This window comes from Dawidia soli (assembly GCF_018598185.1).
In the GTDB taxonomy this organism is placed as follows: domain Bacteria; phylum Bacteroidota; class Bacteroidia; order Cytophagales; family Cyclobacteriaceae; genus Ohtaekwangia; species Ohtaekwangia soli.
This window is the reverse complement of the sequence record NZ_JAHESC010000002.1, coordinates 200,663-217,033: the sequence shown is the minus strand read 5'-3', so window position 1 is coordinate 217,033 and position 16,371 is coordinate 200,663. Positions and strand designations below refer to the sequence as shown.

Below are 16,371 nucleotides of genomic sequence, written 5' to 3'. Positions count from 1 at the left end.
CTAAACAACGCTTCCGCCCCGGCGGTGGAATGGACGACGAACTATGGCAAAACAAGTTAAAGAGCCTTTGAAAGAGGAAGACAAGCGGAAGCTGAACAAGGCCAACCTGAAGAACCTGGCCAGCGTGCTCCGGTTCATGCTGCCGTACAAGGGACTTTTTATTCTTGGACTGGTTGCACTGGGACTCTCCACGGTTACGCTGCTCGCCTTCCCGCGTCTGTCGGGCGAGTTGCTGGACATCGCCAACGGCAAGCCCACATACTTTCAGACGATCAACCAGGCGGCCGTGGCGCTGATCGTCATTCTGCTCATACAAGCCGTCTTCTCATTCATCCGCGTATATACCTTTGCGATCGTCAACGAGCGAAGCATGGGCAGTATTCGCAAAGCCATCTATGAGAAGGTCATTTGGCTGCCGCTTACATTCTTCGACAACCGCCGCGTGGGCGAGATCATGAGCCGTCTCACGTCTGACATCAGCACCCTGCAAGACACGTTCAGCACGACGCTGGCCGAGCTTTTGCGCCAGATCCTGACGTTGGTCTTCGGCACTGCCATTCTCTTTTACATGACACCCAAGCTGGCAGCGTTCATGCTCCTGACGTTTCCGGTATTGGTTATCTCCGCCCTGATCTTCGGCAAATTCATCCGCAAACTATCGGGCAAGACACAAGACAGACTGGCGGCGGCCAATGTTATAGTAGAAGAATCGTTGCAATCCATCCCCGTGGTGAAAGCCTTTACCAACGAAGCCTTCGAGACCAGGCGTTATAGCAATGCCATTGAGGAGTCGATGCGCATCGCCATCTACACGGCACGTTACCGCGGGTTCTTTATCTCCTTTGTCATCTTTGTTATCTTCAGCGGCATCGTAGCCGTAGGTTGGTATGGAGCCAGCCTGGTGCAGTCGGGTGAAACCACGACGGGCGAGCTGTTCTCCTTTGTACTATACACCTCGTTCATCGGCTTCTCCATTGCCGGCTTGGGCGACATCTATACCCAGCTGCAGCGGTCCATCGGTGCGTCCGAACGGGTGTTAGACATCCTGCACGAAAAAGAAGAGGACACCTCGCGCACCACGGCGCCTCCCATCAAACTGTACGGAGGCATCCGTTTCAACAATGTATCGTTCGCATACCCCACGCGGCCCGACAACACGGTGCTGAGTGGCCTAAACTTCGAGATCCGCCCGGGCGAAAAGGTGGCGCTCATCGGCCGCAGCGGCTCGGGCAAGTCTACCATTATTAATTTGCTGTTACGCTTTTATCCGTTGTCGGAAGGAACGATCACCATCGACGGTCAGAACATCGAAGGGCTGAACCTGTCGGCTTACCGCCAGAACCTGGGCATCGTGCCGCAAGAGGTCATCCTCTTTGGCGGCACCATCCGCGAAAACATTGCGTACGGCAAGCCGGGCGCGACCGAAGCCGAGGTGCGCGAAGCCGCGCGTCGCGCCAACGCGCTGGAGTTCATCGAGCGCTTTGACGACAAGTTCGATACCCTGGTGGGCGAACGCGGCGTGAAGCTATCGGGTGGTCAGCGGCAGCGCATCGCCATTGCCCGTGCCATCCTGAAAGACCCTGCCATCCTCATCCTCGACGAAGCCACCAGCTCGCTGGATGCACATACGGAGGCGCTTGTGCAGGAGGCCCTGGAGAAACTGATGGAAGGCCGCACGACCATCATCATTGCTCACCGCCTCAGCACGGTGAAGAAAACCGACCGCATTTTTGTGATCCAGGATGGCGCCCTGGCGGAAACCGGCTCGCACACTGAACTTACTCAGCACGAAAACGGTATTTATAGTACCTTGCTGAAGCTACAGCTGCAATAACTACCCGTATGAATGTTGCATCCGATCGGCTCCTGAAAAACTTCCGGCTGCGTTCCACACCCACCCGGCAGGAGATCCTACACCTCTTTCTCCGGCGTACATATGCCCTTTCGCATGGCGACATCGAGAAGGAGATCAACAACGATTTTGATCGTGTAACGGTTTACAGGACACTTAAAACCTTTCTGGACAAAGGGCTTATCCACAAAGTACTGGACGATGAGGGGAGTCTGAAGTACGCCTTGTGTAACGAAGCCTGCAACACGGCCGGGCACCATCACGACCACGTGCATTTCAAATGTACGGCGTGTGGGCAAACCAGCTGCCTGAGCGTAGAGATCCCTGCGGTCAAGCTGCCCAAAGGCTACCGCGCCAGTGAGCAAAACCTGTTGATACAAGGGGTTTGCGAACGTTGCTCGAAATAGTGTTAACAGCCGTACGGTTTTTTTAAAACGGTTATAAATTCCAGAAGGCTAAGTTTTTGAGATTGAAATATATTTGTAGTTTTGGCATTCACAAATTGCCAAAGATGTGATTTTTTGATGTTTATAAAAGCTTTTAATCATTAACCGGAATACTCCCCCTTGTTATCAGCCCTGAACATACTCCTTTTCTCCCTCTTCAGAAATCAGAGTGAACGGGAGACCATTCTTTTTGGCGTCTTTGCTATCATCATCATCCTGTTCCTGGTGCTTGATCTGGGGCTCTTTCACAAACAGGCCCGGCGCATTTCCACCAAATCGGCGTTGTATCAATCCATTTTCTGGGTTTGTATCTCCACCCTCTTTGGCTTCTTCATTTACAAATACGACGACAGCGGTGCAGAAGGCGCCGTGGAATACTTCTCGGCTTACCTGACCGAGTATGCGCTTTCCGTCGATAACATCTTTGTCATCCTGCTTATCCTAAAGTACTTCCGCGTAAAGGAAGAATATTATCACAAGACACTTTTCTGGGGGATCCTGGGCGCGATCGTGTTCCGGGGTGTATTCATCTTTGTGGGTGCGTACCTCATTCACCAGTTCCACTGGATTCTGTACATCTTTGGCGTGTTCCTGATCTATTCCGGCATCCGCATCTACTTTGAAGACGGCGACGAGAAGATCGAGCCGGAGAAGAACCCCATCATGAAGTTCTGTCTGCGCTTCCTGCCCATGACCAAGAACGAGCACGGCGGCAGCTTCGTGGTACGCGAGAACGGGCGGCTGGTGTTCACCCCGCTGTTCCTGGTGATCGCCCTGGTCGAAACCACCGACCTGATCTTTGCGGTAGACTCCATCCCGGCGGCGTTTGCCATTACGCAGAACGAATTCCTGATCTATACTTCCAACATCTTTGCCGTGATGGGCCTCCGGGCGATGTTCTTCCTGTTGGCCGGCATCATCGACAAGTTCTATTTGCTGCAGAAAGGACTCTCGATCATCCTGTTCTTTATCGGTGCCAAGATGTTGCTCGAGATCTTCGACATCGACGTGGGTGTATATACTTCGTTCTCGGTCATCATCGCCACGCTGACGCTGTCGATCATCTTCTCCGTACTGGTACCGCGCAAAGATGAGCCGGAAGAAAAGGATGAGGTGAGCAGCTGATCACAGCGCGCTCCTCCACCCCTTCGTTTCCATATCTTTCGCCGTAGTTTCTACTTTCACTTTCAGCGATTCCTTAAAGGCATCGATGCGTTGCCCCAACGCCGCATCGGCGGCCCCTACGATCTGCGCCGCCAGTATACCGGCATTGCGCGCGCCGTCGAGCGCTACGGTGGCCACGGGTACACCCGCAGGCATTTGCAGGATCGATAAGACCGAGTCCCACCCGTCGATGGAGTTCGATGATTTTACCGGCACACCAATTACCGGCAGCGACGTAAGCGACGCCACCATGCCCGGCAAATGCGCGGCACCACCGGCGCCGGCAACGATCACCTGTATGCCCCGGCCACGCGCCGCGGTGGCGTACTCTACCATGCGCAGCGGCGTACGGTGCGCCGATACAACGGTGACCTCATAGGCCACTTTCAATTCGTCTAATACTTCGGCCGCCTCCTTCATGATCCGCAGATCGGACTGGCTGCCCATAATGATCCCTACGACAGGTTTACTCATACTTATGATGCAATAACTTTTAAAGTCTCTTTTACAAACATGGTCTTCTCGCGCAGGCGCGCCAGGTCGTTATCAACGATCGTTACATGCCCCATCTTGCGAAAGGGCTTGGTAAAGCGTTTGCCATACAGGTGTACATGCACCCCCGCGAGCCTGGCTACCGCTTCAAACCCCTGGTACTTCGCCACGCCTTCGTGGCCCGGCTCTCCCAACAGGTTTACCATCGCCCCGGGGATCACCATGGATGTATCGCCCAGCGGCCAGTTCAGGATCGCGCGCAGGTGCTGCTCATATTGCGACGTGATGTTGGCTTCTATGGTCTGGTGGCCGCTGTTGTGGGGGCGGGGCGCGATCTCGTTCACGAGCACTTTGCCGTCTTTCGTCACAAACATTTCCACGGCCAGCAGGCCTACCATCTTCAGGCTGTCGATGATCGTGCGGGCGATCGCGTCGGCTTCTTTTGCAATCGCCTCGGGCAGCGCTGCCGGGGCGAATAAATATTCCACCAGGTTCTGCACGGGGTGAAACACCATCTCCACCACGGGGAAGGTTTTTACTTCACCCTGTTCATTGCGGGCCACGATCACGGAGATCTCCTTCTCAAAGTCGATCAGCTTCTCCAGCAGCCCGGGTGCATCAAAGGCGTTGGCCAGGTCTTTCTCCGAACGGAGGATCTGTACGCCGCGGCCATCGTAGCCTTCGCGGCCGAGCTTGTTCACGGCCGGCAGGAAGTCCGCATGCCGGCGTACGTCTTCGGCATTTTCCGTCAGCACAAACTCGGCGGTGGGGATGCCGCTGTCGCGGTAGAAGATCTTTTGTGTACGCTTATCCTGTATCAGCTCGATGACGTCGGGCTGGGGAAAAACCTTCTTGCCTTGTTTGACAAGCTCTTTTAAGGCCGCCGTATTGACGTTTTCAATCTCGATGGTGATGATGTCGCAGGGCGCGCCGAACTTCATGACCGTGTCGAAGTCCGTCAGCTTACCCGTCTGAAATTCCGCCAGGGCCGAGCACGGCGCCTGCGGGTCGGGGTCGAGAATGGAGAACGGGATATTAAAGTCTATTCCCGATTGAATAAGCATACGACCAAGCTGGCCACCGCCCAGGATGCCCAGCTTGAAGTTCTGTTGAAACGAAAGGCTCAAAACGCGCTGTTTTTGACGCAGCAAGGTAGAAAGGATAACCTTACGGCACCAGCGCAATACGCACTATCTGGTCGCCCACCTCCACGGTATCGACCACGTCCATGCCCGAGACAACTTCTGCAAAGATCGAATAGCGACCGTCCAGGTGCGGCGTGGGCGAGTGGGTGATAAACCATTGCGTGCCCTCGGTATCTTTTCCGGCCGATGCAAACCCTACACTGCCGGTAGTATACCGGCGGCCCGAAAACTCCGAGCGGATGGAGTAGTCTTCGCTCCCCCAGCCATCGCCGCGGTTACATCCGGCCTGGATCACAAAGTTGGGCACGACGCGGTGAAAGAATTTTTTGTCGAAGTAACCTTGTTGTAACAGCGCCACGAAGTTTGCCACCGAGCCCGGCGCTTCTTCGACCAGCAGCCGCACCACGATGTCACCCTTTGTTGTTTGAATGCGTACCTTTTGATCGCGCGCGATCGTCCCGACCAATGCCCAATCGATGGGGTGGTTAAATTCATTTTTCACCGCCGGCGCTTTACGTCCTTCGAAGTGTGCCAGCGCTGCTTCCAACGGTTGGATCGCCTCGTTGTCGCGTGGCAGCGACAGCTTCTCCCGCGCCGCGCGCAGGAAAGAAAAATCTTTCACCACTTGTTTATACCCCAGCGCAGAGTCTGCCAGCACGCCGGCCACGATTCCGATCACGGCGGCATCGCCCGTGTTGATGGCATCTTTATACAGGCCGGCAAACACAGGCTTTAACTTCGCCGGGAAGTCTTTGTGATCATTCAAGCCTATCAGTGCTTCCGCTGCCGAAGAACGCACCACGGGTGTATCTGCCGCGAGCAGCTGCTGGTGCAAAAAGGTATAGGCGGTAAGCGACTGCCCCAGGGCACCTATCAAAAATGCTTTGTGATACGGATCGCTTTCTTTCTTTGCCAGCTCCATTACTTCCTGCAATACTTTATCACCGGCACCTGCCACGAGCGCTGCCTCGTATAGATTGGCTTTCACGCGCGCATCTCGCGCGGCCCGCGCCGACTCTGCGATCACCACGGCTTGCTGTTTGGCCGCTACCGCGATCATTACCTCCGATGCCGCTACCTGCACCTGCAGTGACTGATCCAGCAATGCATTTTGCAACGCCGGCCAGGTGTGCTCCAACGGAAACGCCTGTAATGCACGCACAGCGCTTACGCGCACGCGATAATCTTTATCAGCGGTAATAATACCGGTTAATACCTTTACGATGGTATCGGCTTTTGCTTTCTTTAATGCCAGCGCGGCCGACATGCGCACAAGCGCGTCGGGATCGTGTTTAGCCGCTGCTATGAGTCGGTCGGTATACCGGCCGGCAGGTGTTGTCGGCCGTGAGAAATATTGTGCGGCACCAAACCGCGCCCACGTCGGCGCGCCGGCTTCCAGTAAATTATAGGGTATCACACTGTAGGTGGTATCGACCTTATTCCGGACCGCCGCGCGGTACAACGACCACACCATGGCCGAACCGAGTGTAGTAGTGTCACGAAAAGCCTGCGGATCTTCCAGTGCCTTATATCGCGCGGCTACTTTGCCATATGCTTCCAGCATCACGGCCCGCACGCTGTCATCTTTTTCATGTATGAAGCCGCTTAGTAATTGCGCACTTCCCCGCGACACCGTCTGCCCCAACGCATACGCTGCCGCCAGGCGCACGGACACTTCGGCATCCTTCAGGCTTGCGCCTAACTTCTCTACCGCCGCGGAATCCTGCACAGAAGCAAACGCCAGTGCCGCGGCCTGGCGGTATCCCGCGTGGTCATGCGCCAGGTATACCAGCAAACTGTCGGTTTGCCGCCGGTCCTGAAGATCGGCGATCTTCACGAAAACAGGGTCGGTGAATTTATTGACGGACGTGTCGGGTGATTCTACGCCACGTGTACAACCTGCCAGCGCGACGGCGGCAGCGAGGGAAAAAGAAACTATACGCATACAAGGCTCGATAACTTACAGGATCACCGGCATGGCCTTCGCCACATTTACCACCGCATCAAATTCAAGCCCCGCCGTTTTAATGGAATTCAACAGTAACCGTATTTCTTTCAGATGTACCCGGCCGTCTACTTCCGACAGGCGATACAACACACCGAACGTACGCAGCTTCTCTTCGTAGCTACACGCGTTGATCAGGTCGATGCCCGCGGTGTATAACTCCTGGTACGACAGGCCCCGCGCTTCCTCCTCAAATTGTTCAAAGATCTCTTCCGGGATGTTTTCGCGGTCTTTGATGGCCTGCAGGGCGGCAAGCTCCATGGTGTCGGTAATGCCGTCGGCATCGATCAGCAGCCTTACCAGGTAAAGCAAGCCCAGGTGGTAGTTAGCGGTCATGGGGAGAGGGTTGTTTAGCCAACGAAGATAATCATTTCCTTCATCCTTACCGCAATACCTGGTACACGATAAATGCCGATACATACGCCAGCGCGGTCATATATGCAAATTGCAGCAAGGGCCATTTCCAGCCCTTCGTTTCGCGGTATACCACGGCAATCGTACTCATACATTGCATGGCAAACGTGTAGAAGATCAACAGCGAAAAGCCTACCGCCGGCGTAAACCGCGCCTCGCCTGTTTCGGGATTGACCTCTTCGCGCATGCGTGTCTTGATGGTCGTTTCGTCTTCGTCGCCCGCGCTGCCGATGCTATAGATCGTGGCCATCGTACCCACAAACACTTCGCGGGCCGCGAACGACGTGATCAGCGCGATGCCGATCTTCCAGTCATAGCCCAGGGGCCGGATCACCGGCTCGATGGCCTTGCCAATAATACCGGCATAGGAATACTCCAGCTTGCGCGCCGCGATGCGATCTTGTAAACCTTCTTCGGTCAGACGAAGGTTGGCAGACTCCTGCTGCACCGACGCCGTCGCACGGGTGGTAATATCACCGGGGCCGTAGCTCGCCAGCACCCACAGCACGATCGAGATGGCCATGATCACCTTGCCGGCTTCAAACACAAAGGCCTTTGTCTTTTCCAGGATGGTATAACCAACGTTCGACCACTTCGGGATTCGGTACGTCGGCATTTCCATCACGAGGTAGCTACGCTCGCGCACGCGGATGATCAGGTTCATGATCCATGCCGACGTAATGGCCATGACAAACCCCAGCAGGTAGAGCGCCATCAGGGCGAGGCCTTGCAGGTTGAAGAAACCAAGGGCGGTTTCGTCCGGCACGATCAAGGCGATGATGATCGTGAAGATGGGAAGGCGGGCGGAGCAACTGATCAGCGGCGTGATCATGATCGTGATGGTACGCTCCTTCCAGTTATCGATCGTGCGGGTTGCCATGATGGCCGGGATAGCACAGGCTACGCCCGAGATCAGCGGCACCACGCTCTTGCCGTTCAATCCAAAGCGGCGCATGATCTTGTCCATCAGAAACACCACGCGCGCCATATAACCCGATTCTTCCAGAATAGAAATAAACGCAAACAAGATCGCGATCTGCGGTACAAAGATGACAATGCCACCGAGGCCCGGTATTATACCTTCCGCCAGCAAGCTGGTAGCGGGACCCGCGGGCAACGCAGAACCAACCCATTGGCTGAGGTCGGCAAACACGGCATCGATAAAATCCATCGGTACCGTGGCCCAGGCAAAGATGGCCTGGAAGATGAGCAGCAACAGTCCCAGGAAAATAAGATACCCCCACACCTTGTGGGTGAGGATCCGATCCAGCTGGTTCGAATGTTTCTTCCACGAGTGATCGGTTGCCCGCAACGTAATGTCGTTCAGCAGGTCTTGTATGAAGCTGTACCGCTGTATCGTCTCTGCGCCCTGAAACTTGCCGGGATGGAATTTGTGCGCCGTACGGATACGATCGACGTTGTTCTTCCGGTCTGCCGGCAGGAACTTGAGCGAGTCGGGTTGCTCCAGGAACAGGTATGCTTCGTAGTCGTTGTCGACACCCAGCGTGTCGCGCAGCTCTTTTACCGGTGCCTTCGCTTCTTCCCAAATGGTAAAGCACGGCCGTTGTGAGACGGCCAGCGGCTTGCTCAATTGTTCCTTGAGCTCTTTGATGCCTTCACCCTTGCGCGCGTTGACCGCTACTACCGGTACGCCCAGGCGCCGGGACAGCGCGGTGAAGTCGTAGCTGATGCCCGCCCTGGCCACGAGGTCCATCATGTTTAAGACCAGCATGACGGGCAACCCCATGTCGACGATCTGTGTGAGCAACAGCAAGCTGCGTTTCAGGTTCGTGGCGTCGGCCACAACGACGATCTTATCGGGAAGTGCCGCCGAGCGGTGATCCAGCAAGATCTCCGACACGATGCGCTCGTCGAGACTGCGGGGATAAATACTATAGATGCCGGGCAGGTCTACAATCTCTGCAACGGTACCGTCAGGCAACGTCGTGAAGCCGGATTTTTTGTCGACCGTAACGCCGGGAAAATTTCCAACCTTTTGGTTGAGACCGGTAAGTTGATTGAACAGTGATGACTTGCCCGAATTTGGATTACCGACTAACGCAATCTTTGTTTTGGAAGCAGACGCCATTAATTGAGGATTGAAATGGTAGCCGCTTCTTCCAACCGAAGAGAGAGCTCGTACCCGGCTACGCTGATACAAATAGGATCGCCCAGGGGGGCGGCAAAATTAAATCGAACGGGAGCACCCGGCAAGCAGCCCATCTCCATCAGCTTGATTGACAAATGATCATCGGTAAAGCCCGACACCACACCCACCTCTCCAGGCTTCATCTGCGCTACATTCCTGACCAGCTCCATGCTCTATTTAGATCAATTTTAAACAAGGCAAAGATATACGCGGTTCCCCTGCTGCGCAATGATTTTAGCAGATTATGAGGTGGTTGATTTTACACGCGGCGGCGACGATCTTTGATCGTATGAAAAAGAAGAAAAAAGCAGATATGAAGCCCCAAAAGGCGGAAACACCACCGGCGGCCCCGGCGCCACCACAGGAACAGCCGGAAGAAAAGCCGTTCGACTTTGGCGGTTTGCCGACGCGCGACTTAAAGAAAAATCTGGGTTGTGGATAAAAGGTCTTACCAGCTGGTCACGCTCTTGACGATGATGCGCACGCTGACGAGGATCACCATGATGCCCACGAAGATCATCATCTTTTTCAACCGCAGACGGCTGGAGAGGTATGCCGCGATGGGTGCTGCAATAACGCCGCCCGCAATGAGCCCGGCGATGATCTGCCAGTGGCTGATGCCGATCACGGCAATAAAGGTGAGTGAGCTGGCCAATGCCACGAAGAATTCCGTGAGGTTCACCGAGCCAATGGTGTAACGCGGGTGCCGGCCACCGGCAATAAGCGTGGAAGAAACGATCGGGCCCCAACCGCCACCGCCGATGGAGTCCATGAAGCCACCGAACGTGGCCAGTTTGGGAATGTTCTTGGTCTTGATCTTGCTACGGCTACCGGTGATCGCCTTGCGGATGATGACAATGCCCAGGTACAGGGTGTACACGGCAATTACGGGCTTGAGGTAGTTGTTGTATTGCTCCAGCGACGATAGCACGTACGCACCCAGCGCCGCGCCTACCACGCCCGGAATTAAAAGCGTCTTGAAAAGCTTTTTATTGACATTCTGAAAGCGCAGGTGCATCAGGCCTGATACCCCGCTGGTGAAGATCTCGGATGTATGAATGCTGGCGCTCGCCGCGGCGGGCGGAACACCAAACGAAAGCAAAAACGTAGAAGCGCTCACGCCGTAGGCCATGCCCAGGGCGCCGTCGATCATTTGCGCAATAAAGCCCGCCAGCATAAACAGGTAAAAGTCGTTATCCAGCGATTTCACCCACCCCCCCACAACATCCAGCAGATTGTAAGAATAGACGATCGTAGCGGCCGCAACGAGCAAAACAAGCGTGATCAGCGTTATGTATGCATATCGCCAGCCAACGGATTCTTTTTGCTCAACCTCAAACGATCCTGGAGTCTTTTGTATCAGCTCTTCACCTTCCATGCTAAAACGCTATACGGCTATATTCTCTATTGAAATAATAGACAAATATGCTACGGCAAGTCCAAAACCCCAAAGAGAAAACCAAAAAAGTGATGAAAATGGCCAAAAGTGGCATCAGAGGCGCATAAACCGCCACGAGGGGTAGCTTTTTCAGATGCCCTCGGCGACAAAAATGCGTTTTATGCGCTCGCGGGTATTGGTCAGGATCTCGTACGGAATGGTACTGATGCTCCGGGCGACCTCCTGAATGGGCAGTGCCCCGCCAAAAAGGATCACCTCGTCACCCTCCCGGGCGCCGATACCGGTCACATCCACCATGGTCATGTCCATGCAGACATTGCCGATGACGGGGGCGCGCCGGCCGCGGATCAGCACCTTGCCTACACCGCGGCTGAACGCCCGGCTGAAACCGTCCGCATAGCCAATGGCGATCGTGGCCAGCGTCATATCGGCCGTAGCCCGGCCACGGCGACCATAGCCAATGCTTTCGCCGGCGCGGATGTGCTTTAGTTGCGAGATGATGGTTTTTAAGGTGGCCACCGGGCGTAGCCCCTGGGTGCCTTCTTCCGTCGGGTCGATGCCATAGAGGCCGATGCCCAGGCGCACCATGTCGAATTGCAGTTCGGGCAGGCGCAGGATGCCCGGCGAATTCAGCATGTGCAACACCGGCTTCTGACCGATCGCGTCGGCCACCGTCGTCGCCCACGTTTTGAACTTGTCTGCCTGTTCATGTGAGAAGCTGTCGTGCTCGTGCTCATCGGCACCTGCCAGGTGGCTGAACATCGTCGCCACCGTCAACTGCGGATTGGCTTTCAGGATCGTGATGAGCTCCTCCAATTCGCCGCCGTCAAAGCCCAGGCGACGCATGCCGGTATCGAGCTTCAGATGTATCCGGCACGGTTTGTTGTTAAGGAATTTGAGCAATGCGGCCAGGATGCGGAAGCTATAGATCTCCGGCTCGAGATTATACGCCAGCAAGGTCGCAAAGCTTTCTTCCGAAGGATTCATGACCATAATGGGCAATGTGATGTTGTTACGCCGCAGCTCTACGCCTTCGTCCGCATAGGCCACGCCCAGGTAGTCTACCTTGTGGTATTGCAACATGTTGGCCACCTCGTTGCTGCCGCTGCCATAGGCAAAGGCCTTTACCATCACCATGATGCGGGTCGCCGGTCGCAGCCGTGCGCGGAAGAAGTTCAGGTTGTGTACCAGGGCGCCCAGGTCTACTTCCATGACCGTGCCGTGCACTTTGCGCTGCAGTTGGTTGACGATCCGCTCGAACTGAAACGGCCGCGCCCCTTTCACCAGGATGATCTCCTCGTACAGCGTAGAGGTATCAAACTGTTCCAGGAAGTCTTCGGTCGAAGAATAGAACAACGAACCCGCGGGAAACAGCTGCTGATAGGCGTGGAACATCGGTCCGACGCCGATGAACTGTTGTATATGATGTTTCGCCAACAGGTCGGATACCTGCTCGGCCAGCGTCGCCTCGGCCAATCCGGATTCGAGAATGTCGGAGAGTATCACGCGCTTGCGCGTGCGCTGGTGCTGGTGCGCCAGGAATTGAAGACTGATCTCCAGTCCACCCAGGTCGTTGTTATAGGTATCGTCTATCAGCTGGCAGTGATTGATGCCTTCTTTGAGCTCCAGGCGCATCGGCACAACCCGCAGGCTGTTGATCGCCTCCTGCACCTGGTGCAGGCTATAGCCCATCCACACCATCACGGCCACACAGTGAAAACAGTTCTCCACAGACGCCTGGTCGGAAAACGGCAGGCGCAACTCGCCGACCTGGCCACGATAGGAAACCGCATAGCCCCCTTGCTCCGACGGCACCACGAGTATGTCCACACCCGACGAGCGCCCCCAGGAAAAAGTCGTTCTATGCAGCGGTGTGATGGCAGCGTCTATCGCCTCGTGATCTTTACAATAGACGATCACCGAGGCATCGTTAAACAGCCTGAGCTTCTCGTGGATCTTCTCCGTCATCGAAGCAAAGCCTTCGTCGTGCGCAGGACCGATGGTCGAGAACACACCGATGGTAGGCCGGATGATCGCGGCCAGCCTTTCCATCTCACCGGGACGGGAGATGCCCGCCTCGAAAATGCCAAGTTGGTGATGCGCCTGCATCTGCCATACCGACAACGGCACACCTACCTGAGAATTATAGCTGCCGGGGTTCTTTACGATGCTGAGATACTTCGACAGCATTTGAAACAACCACTCTTTAACGATCGTCTTGCCGTTGCTGCCCGTGATGCCCACTACGGGTATCGGGAACTTCGCGCGGTGATGCGCCGCCAGTCGCTGCAAGGCGTCCACCGCTGCGGGCACCTGTATGATATTCGCTTCCGGGAAAGCGTGTGTCGCTACGGGCTGCTCGACTACAAATTGTCGAATGCCCTTTTGGTAGAGCTCAGCCAGGTAGACGTGGCCATCGTGGCGTTCGCCGCGAATGGCAAAGAAGAGCGTGCCTTTACCGGGGATAGCCTTGCGGCTGTCGAGTGTCAGAAGTGTTATGCCTGCATCTTCCGACAGCTGCAGGACGGTGCCGCCCAGCAAGGCCGGAAGCTCGGAGAAAAAGATCATGGTTTAAAAGAGACGTGCACCGTTGGGCACTTTTTTATCAATACTACTCAAAACAACATTTTTTTGTTCGTCCGGAAAACCTGTCACCAAAACTTCCGAGATAAAATTTGCGATCTGTTTCGGTGGGAAATTCACTACGCAGATCACCTGCCGGCCGATGAGCTCTTCCGGTGTATAGTGCGCGGTGATCTGTGCGCTGGATTGTTTTATACCGAGCGCTGCACCCAGGTCGACCCAGACCTTGAACGCAGGTTTTTTTGCTTCTTTAAATGGCTCCGCCCGGACGATGGTTCCCGCCCGGAAGTCTACTTTGGCAAAGTCGTCCCAGCTGATCATGCTGCAATTTGTTATTGAAATGTTAAAAAGTATATAAATACCTCCATTTTGGCCATAAACCGACAGAAGTTATCTCAAATAGCTGGCAATCCAAGTTTTATTTTGTACTTTGAGCCGGAACAAAAAATTATATTCGGACGTTACCTCAGACATCTGGACAAGGAACATGAAGATCAGTTTGTACCATATCGTCTTCACCTTAAGTCTGGCCATTCTGACTCCTTCCGGAATCGTTTGCATAAACGCTCAGGACTCCGGGTACTTCAACGAAGGCGGCAATGACAGTGACAGCGAAACGAAAGAACGCAGCCACTACAGCCCCGGTGGAGAAGGAGAATCGATGACCAGCGGCACCACCCGTGTGCACACGCCTGTCCTGTCCCGCGACTCTGCCCGCACCGCGCCGATCAAATCCCTGGCAGTACCTTCCAGCAGCACCGACGCCAACAAAAACACTGCCCGTCAGAGCAACGACGAAGACGACTCCGTGCTCTCGTTCAATTTCCTGTATTACATCATCCGGAAGTACAAGCTTCAGGATATCATGGATTGATCTAGATCTCTCCGCGAAGCGATTTGGAGATCACCTCCGCCTTGCCGTGTACGTGCAGCTTGCGATAGATATTCTTGATGTGGAAGCGCACCGTTTCGATGCTGATGTCCATGCGGTCGGCAATAAGCTTGTAGCTCAGACCGTCTACCAGGCCTACCACAATCTCTTTCTCTTTGGCCGACAACGGTGATGCTGCTTCTTTCTTTTTCTCCGGCTGACCGAAGTATTCAATCACCTTGCGGGCGATCTGCGGCGACATGGGCGAGCCCCCGTGGGCCAGCAGCTCGATGCCTTCCTTGATCTCTTCCAGCGGCGTGTTCTTCAGCAGGTAGCCCGTGGCACCGGCGCACAGCGAATCGAAAATGCGCTTGGGGTCGTTGTACACCGAGAAGACAATGATATCGATGTCGGGATTTTTCTCTTTTACGAGCTTGATGCCTTCAATGCCCGACATGCCGGGCAGGCCCAGGTCCATGATGATGACGTTGGGAATGCTGCCCTGGTTGATGCCTTTCAACAACTCTTCGATGGAGCCGTAAACATGCTCGCTCGAAAAGCCGGGTTGACGACTCAAGAACGTCTGCACGCCCTTGCGGATCTGCTCATCGTCTTCTACTATACTGACTGATATCATAGTGCAAAGTAACAGAAGCCTGGTCTTGTCTGAAACACCTTCCAATCACATAAACATGTGGGAATCATTCCCACCACCGATCACTTACAGTTCTTCTTGATGATGGCCTTCACTTCAGTCGATCCCAGCTCTTCCGCTTTTTTGAAGTCAAGGCACGCGTCATACTTGTTGTTCATGGAAAGCTTTACAAGCCCACGTTGATAATATGTTTCCGGATCCGTGGGATACAGCTCGATCGAGGATGAATAATCTTCTACCGCACCCGCGTAGTCTTCTTTTTCCGTCTTGCACAGCGCCCGGTTGTCGTAATACACGGGATTGGTCTCATCCAGCTCGATGGCCTTGGTGTAATCGGCAATGGCGCCGTCGTGGTCTTCGAGGTTGAACCTGGCCACGCCGCGCAGGTTATAGGTCTCGGCCTGCGTGGCATCGAGCTCGATGGCCTTGTTAAAATCTTCCAGCGCCCCTTTAAAGTTCTCTTTCGCATTCTTCGCCAGCGCACGGTTCTCATACTTCAGCGGGTCTTTGGGATCGAGCTTGATCGCCTGATCATAGTCGGCGACGGCCTGGTCGAGGTTGCCGGTGTTGTAGTATGCCACGCCGCGGTAGTTATACAATCCCGCGTCGGTCTTGTCCAGCTCGATAGCTTTGGTATAGTCGTCGATGGCGCTGATGAACTCACCCAACTCCGCCTTTACTACGCCGCGGTTAAAATATTTGTCGGCGTCGGCGGGGCCCAGGTCGAGGGCCTTCGAGAAATCCTGGTAGGCGCCTTGCAGGTCTTCGATGTCGTATTTGGCCAGGCCGCGGTTGGTATAGGCCAGCACCAGTTTGGCGTTGAACTTGATGGCTTTGGTGAAATCGTTAATGGCGCTCTCGTCGTCGCCGAGGGCGATCTTGGCTTCGCCGCGGTTATTCCAGGCTTCGGCAAAGGTAGAGTCCAGCTCCAGGGCGAAGTTGAAGTCGCCGATGGCGCCGTAGAAATCTTCCAGGCCCATGCGTGCCTGGCCGCGCAGGTTCAGCGCCAGCTTGTTGCGTGGGTTGGCATCGATGAGCTTCGTAAGGTCTGTCTTGGCCCCGGCAAAATCATTTGCCTGGATCTTCTTCCTGGCACCTTCTACTTGCGCGTCCTGGGCACACACCGTTACGGCGACAAGGCAGCCCAGCACAAAAAATACCCATTTTCCCATGAGGTCGTGTTAATATCACGGCAA

At 54.9% G+C, this 16,371-nt stretch carries 16 protein-coding genes; 5 read left to right on the top strand and 11 right to left on the bottom strand.

The window, feature by feature from the left end; all coding sequences use genetic code 11:
- The first annotated feature begins 43 nt into the window (after positions 1-43).
- The 3 genes from KK078_RS02265 (at position 44) to KK078_RS02255 (ending at position 3,423) form a co-directional block, all read left to right on the top strand.
- Positions 44-1,834, top strand: a complete 1,791-nt coding sequence (locus KK078_RS02265; protein WP_254088610.1) for an ABC transporter ATP-binding protein — start codon at positions 44-46, stop codon at positions 1,832-1,834.
- 8 nt (positions 1,835-1,842) lie between these two features.
- Positions 1,843-2,259, top strand: a complete 417-nt coding sequence (locus KK078_RS02260; protein WP_254088609.1) for a Fur family transcriptional regulator — start codon at positions 1,843-1,845, stop codon at positions 2,257-2,259.
- Between the two features lie 159 nt (positions 2,260-2,418).
- The gene (locus tag KK078_RS02255) at positions 2,419-3,423 is read left to right on the top strand and encodes a TerC family protein (protein WP_254088608.1); all 1,005 of its coding nucleotides are present in this window, start codon (positions 2,419-2,421) and stop codon (positions 3,421-3,423) included.
- Here the strand turns inward: KK078_RS02255 and purE are convergent, their stop codons facing one another.
- From purE to KK078_RS02225, 6 genes are read right to left on the bottom strand one after another with little or no spacing between them, the layout of a single operon-like run.
- The gene (purE, locus tag KK078_RS02250) at positions 3,424-3,936 is read right to left on the bottom strand and encodes a 5-(carboxyamino)imidazole ribonucleotide mutase (RefSeq protein WP_254088607.1); all 513 of its coding nucleotides are present in this window, start codon (positions 3,934-3,936) and stop codon (positions 3,424-3,426) included.
- Between the two features lie 2 nt (positions 3,937-3,938).
- Positions 3,939-5,081, bottom strand: coding sequence for a 5-(carboxyamino)imidazole ribonucleotide synthase (locus KK078_RS02245; protein ID WP_262898569.1), 1,143 nt, complete (start codon positions 5,079-5,081; stop codon positions 3,939-3,941).
- Positions 5,082-5,121: 40 nt separating this feature from the next.
- Positions 5,122-7,044, bottom strand: a complete 1,923-nt coding sequence (locus KK078_RS02240; RefSeq protein ID WP_254088606.1) for a peptidylprolyl isomerase — start codon at positions 7,042-7,044, stop codon at positions 5,122-5,124.
- 15 nt (positions 7,045-7,059) lie between these two features.
- Positions 7,060-7,440: a hypothetical protein gene (locus KK078_RS02235; RefSeq protein ID WP_254088605.1), complete on the bottom strand. Its 381-nt coding sequence runs from the start codon at positions 7,438-7,440 to the stop codon at positions 7,060-7,062.
- Between the two features lie 46 nt (positions 7,441-7,486).
- The gene (feoB, locus tag KK078_RS02230; RefSeq protein ID WP_254088604.1) at positions 7,487-9,607 is read right to left on the bottom strand and encodes a ferrous iron transport protein B; all 2,121 of its coding nucleotides are present in this window, start codon (positions 9,605-9,607) and stop codon (positions 7,487-7,489) included.
- A complete protein-coding gene (locus KK078_RS02225; RefSeq protein WP_254088603.1) occupies positions 9,607-9,837 on the bottom strand; it encodes a FeoA family protein in 231 nt (76 codons plus the stop codon). The genes feoB and KK078_RS02225 overlap by 1 nt, the downstream gene beginning before the upstream one ends.
- Positions 9,838-9,956: 119 nt before the next feature.
- Between KK078_RS02225 and KK078_RS02220 the strand changes: the two genes are divergently transcribed.
- The gene (locus KK078_RS02220) at positions 9,957-10,109 is read left to right on the top strand and encodes a hypothetical protein (protein ID WP_254088602.1); all 153 of its coding nucleotides are present in this window, start codon (positions 9,957-9,959) and stop codon (positions 10,107-10,109) included.
- Positions 10,110-10,115: 6 nt separating this feature from the next.
- Here the strand turns inward: KK078_RS02220 and KK078_RS02215 are convergent, their stop codons facing one another.
- The 3 genes from KK078_RS02215 to KK078_RS02205 all read right to left on the bottom strand — a co-directional run bounded on the left by KK078_RS02215 (position 10,116) and on the right by KK078_RS02205 (position 13,970).
- Positions 10,116-11,045 carry a sulfite exporter TauE/SafE family protein gene (locus KK078_RS02215; RefSeq protein WP_254088601.1) on the bottom strand — a complete coding sequence of 310 codons (930 nt, stop codon included), beginning with the start codon at positions 11,043-11,045 and terminating at the stop codon, positions 10,116-10,118.
- A gap of 150 nt (positions 11,046-11,195) precedes the next feature.
- The gene (locus KK078_RS02210; RefSeq protein ID WP_254088600.1) at positions 11,196-13,634 is read right to left on the bottom strand and encodes a bifunctional UDP-N-acetylmuramoyl-tripeptide:D-alanyl-D-alanine ligase/alanine racemase; all 2,439 of its coding nucleotides are present in this window, start codon (positions 13,632-13,634) and stop codon (positions 11,196-11,198) included.
- 3 nt (positions 13,635-13,637) lie between these two features.
- A complete protein-coding gene (locus KK078_RS02205) occupies positions 13,638-13,970 on the bottom strand; it encodes a tRNA-binding protein (protein ID WP_254088599.1) in 333 nt (110 codons plus the stop codon).
- Between the two features lie 166 nt (positions 13,971-14,136).
- Between KK078_RS02205 and KK078_RS02200 the strand changes: the two genes are divergently transcribed.
- On the top strand, positions 14,137-14,523 hold the full coding sequence (locus KK078_RS02200) for a hypothetical protein (RefSeq protein ID WP_254088598.1): 387 nt from the start codon (positions 14,137-14,139) through the stop codon (positions 14,521-14,523).
- Position 14,524: 1 nt separating this feature from the next.
- On the opposite strand, the gene KK078_RS02195 is transcribed toward KK078_RS02200, so the two are convergent.
- Entirely contained in the window at positions 14,525-15,157 is a 633-nt protein-coding gene (locus KK078_RS02195; RefSeq protein WP_254088597.1) for a response regulator transcription factor, read from the bottom strand.
- Positions 15,158-15,237: 80 nt separating this feature from the next.
- The gene (locus KK078_RS02190) at positions 15,238-16,347 is read right to left on the bottom strand and encodes a tetratricopeptide repeat protein (RefSeq protein ID WP_254088596.1); all 1,110 of its coding nucleotides are present in this window, start codon (positions 16,345-16,347) and stop codon (positions 15,238-15,240) included.
- Positions 16,348-16,371: the final 24 nt, after the last annotated feature.

Coding starts and splice junctions, on each gene's coding strand:
- KK078_RS02265 (WP_254088610.1), top strand. CDS start 44: ATGGCAAAACAAGTTAAAGAGCCTTTGAAAGAGGAAGACAAGCGGAAG.
- KK078_RS02260 (WP_254088609.1), top strand. CDS start 1,843: ATGAATGTTGCATCCGATCGGCTCCTGAAAAACTTCCGGCTGCGTTCC.
- purE (WP_254088607.1), bottom strand. CDS start 3,936: ATGAGTAAACCTGTCGTAGGGATCATTATGGGCAGCCAGTCCGATCTG.
- KK078_RS02240 (WP_254088606.1), bottom strand. CDS start 7,044: ATGCGTATAGTTTCTTTTTCCCTCGCTGCCGCCGTCGCGCTGGCAGGT.
- KK078_RS02235 (WP_254088605.1), bottom strand. CDS start 7,440: ATGACCGCTAACTACCACCTGGGCTTGCTTTACCTGGTAAGGCTGCTG.
- feoB (WP_254088604.1), bottom strand. CDS start 9,607: ATGGCGTCTGCTTCCAAAACAAAGATTGCGTTAGTCGGTAATCCAAAT.
- KK078_RS02225 (WP_254088603.1), bottom strand. CDS start 9,837: ATGGAGCTGGTCAGGAATGTAGCGCAGATGAAGCCTGGAGAGGTGGGT.
- KK078_RS02220 (WP_254088602.1), top strand. CDS start 9,957: ATGAAAAAGAAGAAAAAAGCAGATATGAAGCCCCAAAAGGCGGAAACA.
- KK078_RS02215 (WP_254088601.1), bottom strand. CDS start 11,045: ATGGAAGGTGAAGAGCTGATACAAAAGACTCCAGGATCGTTTGAGGTT.
- KK078_RS02210 (WP_254088600.1), bottom strand. CDS start 13,634: ATGATCTTTTTCTCCGAGCTTCCGGCCTTGCTGGGCGGCACCGTCCTG.
- KK078_RS02205 (WP_254088599.1), bottom strand. CDS start 13,970: ATGATCAGCTGGGACGACTTTGCCAAAGTAGACTTCCGGGCGGGAACC.
- KK078_RS02200 (WP_254088598.1), top strand. CDS start 14,137: ATGAAGATCAGTTTGTACCATATCGTCTTCACCTTAAGTCTGGCCATT.
- KK078_RS02195 (WP_254088597.1), bottom strand. CDS start 15,157: ATGATATCAGTCAGTATAGTAGAAGACGATGAGCAGATCCGCAAGGGC.
- KK078_RS02190 (WP_254088596.1), bottom strand. CDS start 16,347: ATGGGAAAATGGGTATTTTTTGTGCTGGGCTGCCTTGTCGCCGTAACG.